10 protein-coding genes are annotated in these 8,254 nt (G+C 62.8%); 7 read left to right on the top strand and 3 right to left on the bottom strand.

Annotation, left to right across the window (positions count from 1 at the left end; translation table 11 throughout):
• The 4 genes from EN742_RS15475 to EN742_RS15490 form a co-directional block, all read left to right on the top strand.
• Positions 1-334: aminotransferase class III-fold pyridoxal phosphate-dependent enzyme (locus tag EN742_RS15475; RefSeq protein ID WP_128332992.1), on the top strand; the 334-nt coding region annotated here is incomplete at its 5' end.
• An 8-nt stretch (positions 335-342) separates the two neighbouring features.
• Positions 343-1,494, top strand: coding sequence for an alcohol dehydrogenase family protein (locus tag EN742_RS15480; protein WP_127404771.1), 1,152 nt, complete (start codon positions 343-345; stop codon positions 1,492-1,494).
• Between the two features lie 177 nt (positions 1,495-1,671).
• The gene (locus EN742_RS15485) at positions 1,672-1,836 is read left to right on the top strand and encodes a DUF3309 family protein (protein ID WP_126056203.1); all 165 of its coding nucleotides are present in this window, start codon (positions 1,672-1,674) and stop codon (positions 1,834-1,836) included.
• Between the two features lie 82 nt (positions 1,837-1,918).
• The gene (locus EN742_RS15490; protein ID WP_127404770.1) at positions 1,919-3,133 is read left to right on the top strand and encodes an FAD-binding oxidoreductase; all 1,215 of its coding nucleotides are present in this window, start codon (positions 1,919-1,921) and stop codon (positions 3,131-3,133) included.
• Positions 3,134-3,183: 50 nt separating this feature from the next.
• Here the strand turns inward: EN742_RS15490 and EN742_RS15495 are convergent, their stop codons facing one another.
• From EN742_RS15495 to EN742_RS15505, 3 genes are all read right to left on the bottom strand, one after another.
• Complete coding sequence (locus EN742_RS15495) at positions 3,184-3,792, bottom strand: isochorismatase family cysteine hydrolase (RefSeq protein ID WP_127404769.1); 609 nt, start codon at positions 3,790-3,792, stop codon at positions 3,184-3,186.
• 87 nt (positions 3,793-3,879) lie between these two features.
• A complete protein-coding gene (locus EN742_RS15500; RefSeq protein WP_245492331.1) occupies positions 3,880-4,365 on the bottom strand; it encodes a DUF427 domain-containing protein in 486 nt (161 codons plus the stop codon).
• 131 nt (positions 4,366-4,496) lie between these two features.
• Positions 4,497-5,480, bottom strand: coding sequence for a YihY/virulence factor BrkB family protein (locus EN742_RS15505; RefSeq protein WP_127404767.1), 984 nt, complete (start codon positions 5,478-5,480; stop codon positions 4,497-4,499).
• 382 nt (positions 5,481-5,862) lie between these two features.
• On the opposite strand from EN742_RS15505, the gene EN742_RS15510 reads away from it, so the two are divergent.
• From EN742_RS15510 to EN742_RS15520, 3 genes are all read left to right on the top strand, one after another.
• Positions 5,863-6,828 carry a hypothetical protein gene (locus EN742_RS15510; RefSeq protein ID WP_127404782.1) on the top strand — a complete coding sequence of 322 codons (966 nt, stop codon included), beginning with the start codon at positions 5,863-5,865 and terminating at the stop codon, positions 6,826-6,828.
• A 68-nt stretch (positions 6,829-6,896) separates the two neighbouring features.
• Positions 6,897-7,871 (top strand): quinolinate synthase NadA, encoded by a 975-nt coding sequence (nadA, locus tag EN742_RS15515; RefSeq protein ID WP_189362953.1) that lies wholly within the window; start codon positions 6,897-6,899, stop codon positions 7,869-7,871.
• Positions 7,868-8,254 (top strand): FAD-dependent oxidoreductase (locus EN742_RS15520; protein WP_128332993.1); only part of this gene is annotated, 387 nt, incomplete at its 3' end. The genes nadA and EN742_RS15520, both read left to right, overlap by 4 nt.

Below are 8,254 nucleotides of genomic sequence, written 5' to 3' on the forward strand. Positions count from 1 at the left end.
GGTCAGGAACGCCGGCGAGACCGGCGCCTATTTCCGCGCCGAGCTTGCCAAGGCGGTCGGCGGCCACAAACATGTCGGGGAGGTGCGTGGCGACGGGATGCTGGCGGCGATCGAATTCGTCAAGGACCGCGACGACCGCGCCTTCTTCGATCCGGCGCTGAAAGTGGGGCCGCAGATCGCCACGGCACTCGCCGCAAGCGGCGTCCTCGGCCGCGCCATGCCGCAGGGCGACATCCTCGGCTTCGCGCCGCCGCTCTGCCTGACGCGCGAGGAAGCCGACACGGTGGTGGCGAAGACAGCGGACGCGGTGAACGCCGTGTTTGCCAGCCTCTGAGACGGGGGATGAATGGCATGACCAGAACCATTCCAGCCACCATGGCCGCCGTGCAGCTCACCGGCCATGGCGGTCCGGAAAAGCTCGTCTACCGCACCGATGTGAAGGTGCCCGCGCCGGCCGCCGGCGAAGTGCTGGTCAAGGTCAGCGCCTGCGGCATGAACAACACCGATGTCTGGGTGCGGCAGGGCGCCTATGGCACGGAAGAGGATGCGGCGGCGGTGTCGACCTGGCGCCGGCAGGGCAACACGCTTGTTTTCCCGCGCATCCAGGGCACCGACACGGTGGGGACCATCGCCGCCGTCGGCGACGGCGTCTCGCCCGACCGTATCGGCGAGCGGGTGATGGTCGATTTTTCCATCTACAACCGCGACGACAATTCGCTGGCCGACATCGACTATATGGGCCATGGCCGCGACGGCGGTTACGCCGAATATCAGACCTTGCCGGCCGAGAACGCGCATGTCGTCGACACCGATATGAGCGACGTCGAGCTCGCCACCTTCTGCTGCGCATATCTGACCGGCGAGCAGATGCTGGAGCGCGCGGCACTGAAAGCCGGCGAACTTGTGCTGGTCACCGGCGCTTCCGGCGGCGTCGGCTCGGGTATCGTGCAGTTGGCGCGGGCGCGCGGCGCCATCCCCTATGCCATTGTCGGCAAGGGCAAGGAGCAGGCGGTGCTCGATATCGGCGCCGAAAAGGTGATCACGCGCGGGGTGGCCGACCTGCCGGCCGCCGTTAGCGAAGCGACGGGCGGAAAACCGATCGACGTGGTCGCCGACCTTGTCGGCGGCGCCATCTTCAACGACCTGTTGCGCATCCTGCGGCCCGAGGGGCGCTACACCACGGCTGGCGCCATCGCCGGTCCAGTGGTGCAGTTGGATCTCCGTACCATGTACCTGAAGCAGCTGCAGCTGCACGGCTCGAGCCAGGGCACGCGGGCGGATTTTCGCCGCATCGTCCGCTACATCGAAGACAAGAAGATTCGGCCGCTGGTCGGTGGCGTCTACAAACTGTCTGACTTCCACCGCGCGCAGACGGATTTCGTGGCGAAGGACTTTGTCGGCAAGCTTGTCGTGGTGCCGGACGCGATGTGGAACCGCGGCGAAGATCACTGGTCGGGGACCGAACCGAGATCAGCTCAAATTGCAATTGAATAGTGTCATCTTGAGTCATCGCAGACTGACGCCATTCTCTGCCTCAGCGCAACGAGGCGACAACAGACAAACCCAAGGTAATGAGTCCTCCCGGGAACAGTAGCGCTGTTTTCGAGTTGATAGTCTGATCAACCAGTAGCTGTTTTGCAGGATGCACGACAGGGCGAACGGGAGAGTTCCATGGGTCTCGGCACAATTCTGATAGTTCTGCTAATTCTTGTTTTGCTTGGCGGCTTCAGCGGCCTCGGCGGCGGTCCGTTTTACGGCACCGGTTATTACGGCGGCGGCGGCCTTGGGTTGGTATTGCTGATCGTCATCATCCTGGTTGTGCTCGGCCGCCTCTAGCGCCGCTGAGGCAGACATAGCGTTGCCCGCTGATCGAGCAGCGATCGGCGGGCAATTGGCGATGGCGACCGCGGAGGGAGCATTGGGCCGCAAACTCGACCTCAGAAGCGGCCGGCCGGTCTGGTTCGCCTATCGCGCGCCGCCCGTCCGAGTGGGAAAGCTGACACGAGACGTAAAGAGCGAAGTGCTGGTCGTCGGCATGGGCATCAGCGGCGCCATGATGGCGGAGGCGCTGACGCGTGCGGGCCATGAAGTGATGTGCATCGATCGACGCGGCCCGGTTCTCGGATCAACCTCGGCGACGACGGCGCTGGTGCAGTTCGAACTTGATCAACCGCTGGTCAAACTTTCCGCCATCAAGGGTAAGCTCGACGCCGCGCGCGCATGGCGGCGCTCGCGCTTGGCGGTGATCAACCTTCGCGGGCGGATCGCCGAACTCGGCATCGACTGCACCCTCGCCGACCCGCCTTCACTCTATCTGGCGGGCAACATGCTTGGTCCGGCGGAATTGCGCACCGAAAGCAACGCACGCCGGCAGGCCGGGATTGCCGCGACTTATCTGACCCGCCAGGCTCTGGCCGACAGTTTCGGAATCGATCGCGCAGCAGCCATCCTCAGCCACGACAACATTGCGCTCGATCCGCGCAAGCTCACAGCCGGATTGTTGCTGCGGGCTTTGGGGCGGAAGGCACGTCTTTATGCGCCAGTGCAAGCGACCGAGATCGAGCACGGTCGCGATCAGGTTGTTGTCAAAACCAGTCTCGGTCCGACGATCTCGGCGCGACATCTGGTGCTGGCAACCGGCTATGAGTTGACCGACATCATTCCGGCGACCGCGCACAGCATCGTTTCAACCTGGGCGATCGCCACGAACCGCCAGCCCCAAGGCCTATGGCCTGCGACTGCTCTGCTATGGGAGGCATCGGAGCCGTATCTTTACGTTCGGACAACGGCAGACGGCCGGGTCATTTGTGGTGGTGAGGACGAGGATTTCACCGATGAGGAGCATCGCGACGCAATGATCGCCGAAAAGGCCCAGCGCCTGGCGGCCAAGCTGGGCCATCTGTTGCCAAAGCTGGACACCAGACCGGAATTTGCATGGACCGGCTCCTTCGGCACCACGACCTCCGGCCTGCCCTATATAGGCGCCCTGCCCCGCTTCCCACGCATTCACGCCGTGATGGGCTATGGCGGCAACGGCATCACCTTCTCGCAGATCGCTTCTGAGATGGTTTCATCTGCGATTGGCGGCCTCCAGGACATCGATTCCGAGCTTTTTGCATTCCGCGGCTGCTAGATCGACAGGCGAGAGCGCCGAAGGCCAGGACTACCTCCTGGGTGACTGAACTAGGTCCACTCCGACAGGATTGTCTCCATCTCCACTGTCTCGACCTGCTGCGCAAATCGTTGATGATAGACCGTTAGCAGCGCGTCGTGAGTGGCATCCGAAGTGCTGCACAGAGCGTCCGTCACCAGCACCACCCGGTAGCCGAAATCAATGGCGCCGAGAACGGTTGCCAGCACGCAGACGTCGGTCTCGCCGCCGGTGATCACCAGCGTGTCGATCCTATGCTGCGCGAGAAAGTTACTGAGCCTGCCCTCGAACCAGGGCGAATAGATGTGCTTGTCGAGAACGGTTGCCGGCGGAGAGTGCCGCATCAGCGAAGGCAGAAGCTCAATCATTTCCGGGTCGAGCTCGGACATGGTCATCGACGCCCATCGGTCATAGTAGCGCTTCCACGTGCCCACCCCCTGCCCCGGCCTCTGTGCAGGCAGGAAGCGGGTAAAGATGGTTTGCGCCGCATGCCTTGCGACCAGCGTTTCGATGAGGGGCAGGACGCGGGCCATCCACGGCGTCGCCCAGGGCGATGGCTCCGCGAACAAGCGCTGCATGTCGACGCAGAGATGGACGCAACTGCTGCCCAATGGTCCGTAGGTCAATCCATGCGCTGACATTGAGGACCTCTTCGGTCCGACCTCTTTCCGACACGACGCCTGGTTAGGCCTTGCAGGCTTGCGTGCCGCTTCTTTGCGTCGCTGCAGCTATTCGGGGAGGTGCGGCGTATGCTGTTTGTCCTCGGCCGGATCGGCGTCGATGCGCGCCTTGTGCGGATCGAAAACGCCGTGCCGAGCGATAGCCAAGGCGGCTGTCTCAGGCGTCTCATAGGCCCTCATGAAATTGTCGGCGGATGCACCGGCGGCATGAACGCGCCAATAGCTGGCCGTGCCCCATGGAGAATCCGAGGTGGTGTTCGTTTTCTCGAAGAGCTCGAAATAGATATCCTCGAACGGGATGTAGAAGACCGGATTTCGCCCATCTTCATAAAGCAGCTTTGCCCGCTCGCTGGACGCAACGATGGCGTCTGAAAACCTGACCGTCACTGTGCCGTCAAAGGGCACGATGGCAGGGGCGGTCGGAAAATGCATGGAACTCGCCGGTGAGGTTTGCATTCTCGTACTCCTTGACTGCGTGTTCATGGAAACGTTGCTCAGCCATGGCAGTTCCGGCCAAGCGCGCAATTGGCGCAAACCTTTTCGACCCCGACGGTAGACCGTCAGGGCTCGCCCTTGGAGTTCATGATTTGAATGGCGGGCGCGACCACCCGCCACGGCAGGTGGGCTTTGCCCTGAACTGAGCCGGAGACGTCCAGCCCAGCGCGTTAGCGTGAGCGCCAGGGTCGGACAAAAAGCGTCGTCAGAAAACTGCTGAGGACAATCCACGCAGCCACCTCGCGCCCGGATGCCCCAGGCCTGCCCCGCCTGGTGCTTGCGTGGGCCGCCATCACGGGCGCGAGGTCGGGTCGGCTTCCGTGCCTGACAGAATAGGCGCGGGTTATCTCGGCGCCGAATAGGAAGATCTGGGCCGAATAGTAGACCCACAACAGCACGATTATCAGCGCGCCGGCCGCACCATAGGACGTCGCTATCGCACTCGTCCCGATGTACCAGCCGATCAGAGCCTTGCCGATCGTGAACAAAAGCGTGGTAACGAGCGAACCGACGGCGACGTCGCGCCATTGCAACGTCCTGTCAGGCAGGACCTTGTATATTGCCGCAAAGAGCAGTGCGATCAGCACGAAGGAAACCACTGTGTTGATGGCGCTGACTATCAGTTCGCCGAACGGAAGACCTGCATTGATGAGTTCGCCGAGGGCGGAGATTGCCGTGCTCGCAGCCAGCGATACCAGAAGCATGAAGCCGAGGGCGGCGACAAGCCCAAGGCTTGCGGCCCGCGCCCGCACCAATCGCGACAGCGACGTGCCGCCCGGCTTCACCTTCCAGATTTCGTTGAGCGAGAGCTGCATCTCGCCGAAGACGCCCGACGCGGTTACGAGCAACGTCACCAACCCCAATATGGCGGCCAGGGTACTCGATGATCCGCGCGAGGCGGTCTCGATCGTCGCCTGCAGGAGATCGGCGCTCTGCGCGCCCATGACGCCCGATATCTGCGCCGAAAGGGCCAGCCGGGCGGCGTCGTTGCCGAAGACCAGGCCAGCAATCGCCACCACGATCAGCAGGATCGGCGCAAGCGAGGTGGCGGCATAGAAGGCCATCGCCGCACCATGGCTCAGTGCGTTGTCGTTGACGAAGCCGCTGATGGCCTCTTTCAGCAGAACCCAGCCTTCACGAACCCACGCTCGCATCTTCGCTCTGCCGCCACATCTGGGACGCAAAATCGCGCACAGGACAAACCCGGCATGGGCACGATGGTTCCTTTGGGCATTGTTTCACCGAGCGCCCGACCTGCCCAGAAAGATGCTTCCGTGTTCGTGGAAGATGTGTTGCGCTAATCCTCTGTTTGTTCCCTTCGGCCAGCCGATTCGCACGCCCTAGCACCGCTGGCGCCGCAAGCCGCTCGATGATTTCAGGGTCGATCGCTTCAATCCCGCCCAGGTGCAATGAACTCGGCGGTCGAAAGCCTCGATTGGGATCTGCGTGGTGAACGTTGACGGGCAGCGTGCGGCAGTTCACCTTCGCGCGGATTGCCTGTCCAAGGCGCGTTGTTTTTCGGACCCTTCGCACCCTATGCAAAACAAGACTACGCAGGCGACAAGGCAGGCCACAAGCGCCAATCAGAGCCAGGCCGTCGGCGCGGATCTGATCGCTGTCGTCATTGCCGTAACCGCTGGCGAGCCACGTGTCCTGACCATTGAGCAAGCTCAAGCCTTGCCGTCCGGCCCTTTTGAGTTCGGCCATCGTTCCCTGCAGTCAGGCCTGAGGGCATGGGTGGAGCGGCAGACAAGCCATCCGCTGGGCTATATAGAACAGCTCTACACCTTTGCCGACCGCGACCGGACCGGCGACGAGCGTGTGCAGATCTCGATCAGCTATCTCGGCCTGACAAGAGAAGAGCAGGCCGAACGGTCGCCAACGCATGGCTGGCGAGGCTGGTATGACTATTTTCCCTGGGAGGATCACCGTGCGGGCGTGCCACCTATCGTGCCCGATGTGCTCATCCCTCGACTTTTGGCCTGGGCCGACGGCACGGATAATCTGAGCATACGCCGCGATCGCCGGCAGCGCGTGGCGTATGCCTTCGGCCTGGATGATCGCGGCTGGAACGAGGAGCTTGCTCTGCAGCGTTACGAACTGCTGTATGAGGCCGCCCTGGTGCCGGAGGCCACACGCGGCCGGGACAATGGCATTTCGCCGGCCATTCCCGGCCGGCCAATGACTGCCGACCATCGCCGCATTCTGGCGACCGGGATCGCCAGGCTTCGAACCAAGATCAAATACCGCCCCGTCGTGTTCGAGCTAATGCCGCCGGCTTTCACGCTCCTGCAGTTGCAGCGAACCGTTGAAGCGCTCGCAGGCCGGCTCGTGCACAAACAGAATTTCCGGCGCCTTATCGAACAGCAGGATCTGGTCGAGGAGACCGGGGAGACGATGTCGGACACAGGCGGGCGTCCGGCGAAGCGTTTCCGTTTCCGTCAGGCGGTTCTGGCGGAACGAGCTGTCGCGGGGACAAAATTGCCACTTTCACGCGCTTGACATTCCTTATGCTCAAGTTAAGCATATGCCTCAGTTATACTCAATTCGAGCATAATTGGAGACAGGGTATGTTCAACGCCTCCGCGCGCACGGCCGCGCTCTACGAACGCGTGCGCCGGGTCATCCCACCGATCGAATGGACCGCCTTCGCCGGCGACATCGACGCCATCCTCGACCTGAAGCGGCAGCGAAACGCTGTCATCCTGGCGCACAACTATCAGACGCCGGAGATCTTCCATTGCGTCGCCGATATCGTCGGCGACAGCCTGGCGCTTGCCCGCAAGGCGATATCGGCCGAAGCGGACGTGATTGTGCTGGCCGGCGTGCATTTCATGGCCGAGACGGCAAAGCTGCTCAACCCTGAGAAGACCGTGCTCATTCCAGACCTGCGCGCAGGCTGTTCACTGGCGGACTCCATTACCGCCGAGGATATCCGCCTGCTCAGGCAACGCTACCCCGGCCTGCCGGTCGTCACCTATGTCAACACGTCGGCTGAGGTGAAGGCCGAGTCCGACATCTGTTGCACGTCAGGCAATGCGAAAGCGGTCGTCGAGTCCCTTGGCGTTCCCCGGGTGATCATGCTGCCGGACGAGTATCTGGCCCATAACATCGCCGCCCAGACCGACGTGGAGATCATCGCCTGGAAAGGGCATTGCGAGGTGCATGAGCGCTTCACGCCAGCCGATATCCGCGAGTTGCGCGAAAACCATCCCGGCGTGACGGTGCTCGCGCATCCCGAATGCCCGCCCGATGTGGTGGCCGAGGCCGACTTTTCCGGCTCGACCGCCGCCATGTCCGATTATGTCGAAAGGCAAAAGCCGCCCCGCGTCGTGCTGATGACGGAATGCTCGATGAGCGACAATGTCGCGCTCCAGCATCCCGAGGTCGAATTCATCCGACCCTGCAATCTCTGCCCGCACATGAAGCGGATAACGCTGGCCAGCATCCGCATGGCGCTCGAGCAGAACCGCCATGTCGTCACCATTGAGCCGGAGATTGCCGGGCGCGCGCGGCTGGCCGTCGAGCGGATGCTGGCGGTATGAGCATGGACGTCCGCGACCTCGACGACCGGCCGGTCATCATCGGCGCCGGCATAGCCGGGCTGATGACCGCACTACACTTGGCACCCGAGCCGGTGCTTCTGCTCTCAAGATCGCCGCTTGGCGCGGATGCGTCCAGCGCGTGGGCGCAAGGCGGGCTTGCCGCCAGCATGGGCGATGATGATGACCCGATCCTCCATCTTACCGATACGCTCGCCGCCGGTGACGGCCTTTGCGATGCGGAAGCAGCAAGGCGCATCGTGTACGCTGCGCCCGCCGCGATCGAATATCTGGCACGGTTTGGGGTTCGTTTTGATCGGACGCCGGCAGGCGCCCTTCGTCTCGGACTGGAGGCCGCGCACAGCCGGCGGCGCATCGTTCATGCC

Origin of the sequence: Mesorhizobium sp. M4A.F.Ca.ET.020.02.1.1 (assembly GCF_004022645.1) — a bacterium.
In the GTDB taxonomy this organism is placed as follows: Bacteria; Pseudomonadota; Alphaproteobacteria; order Rhizobiales; family Rhizobiaceae; genus Mesorhizobium.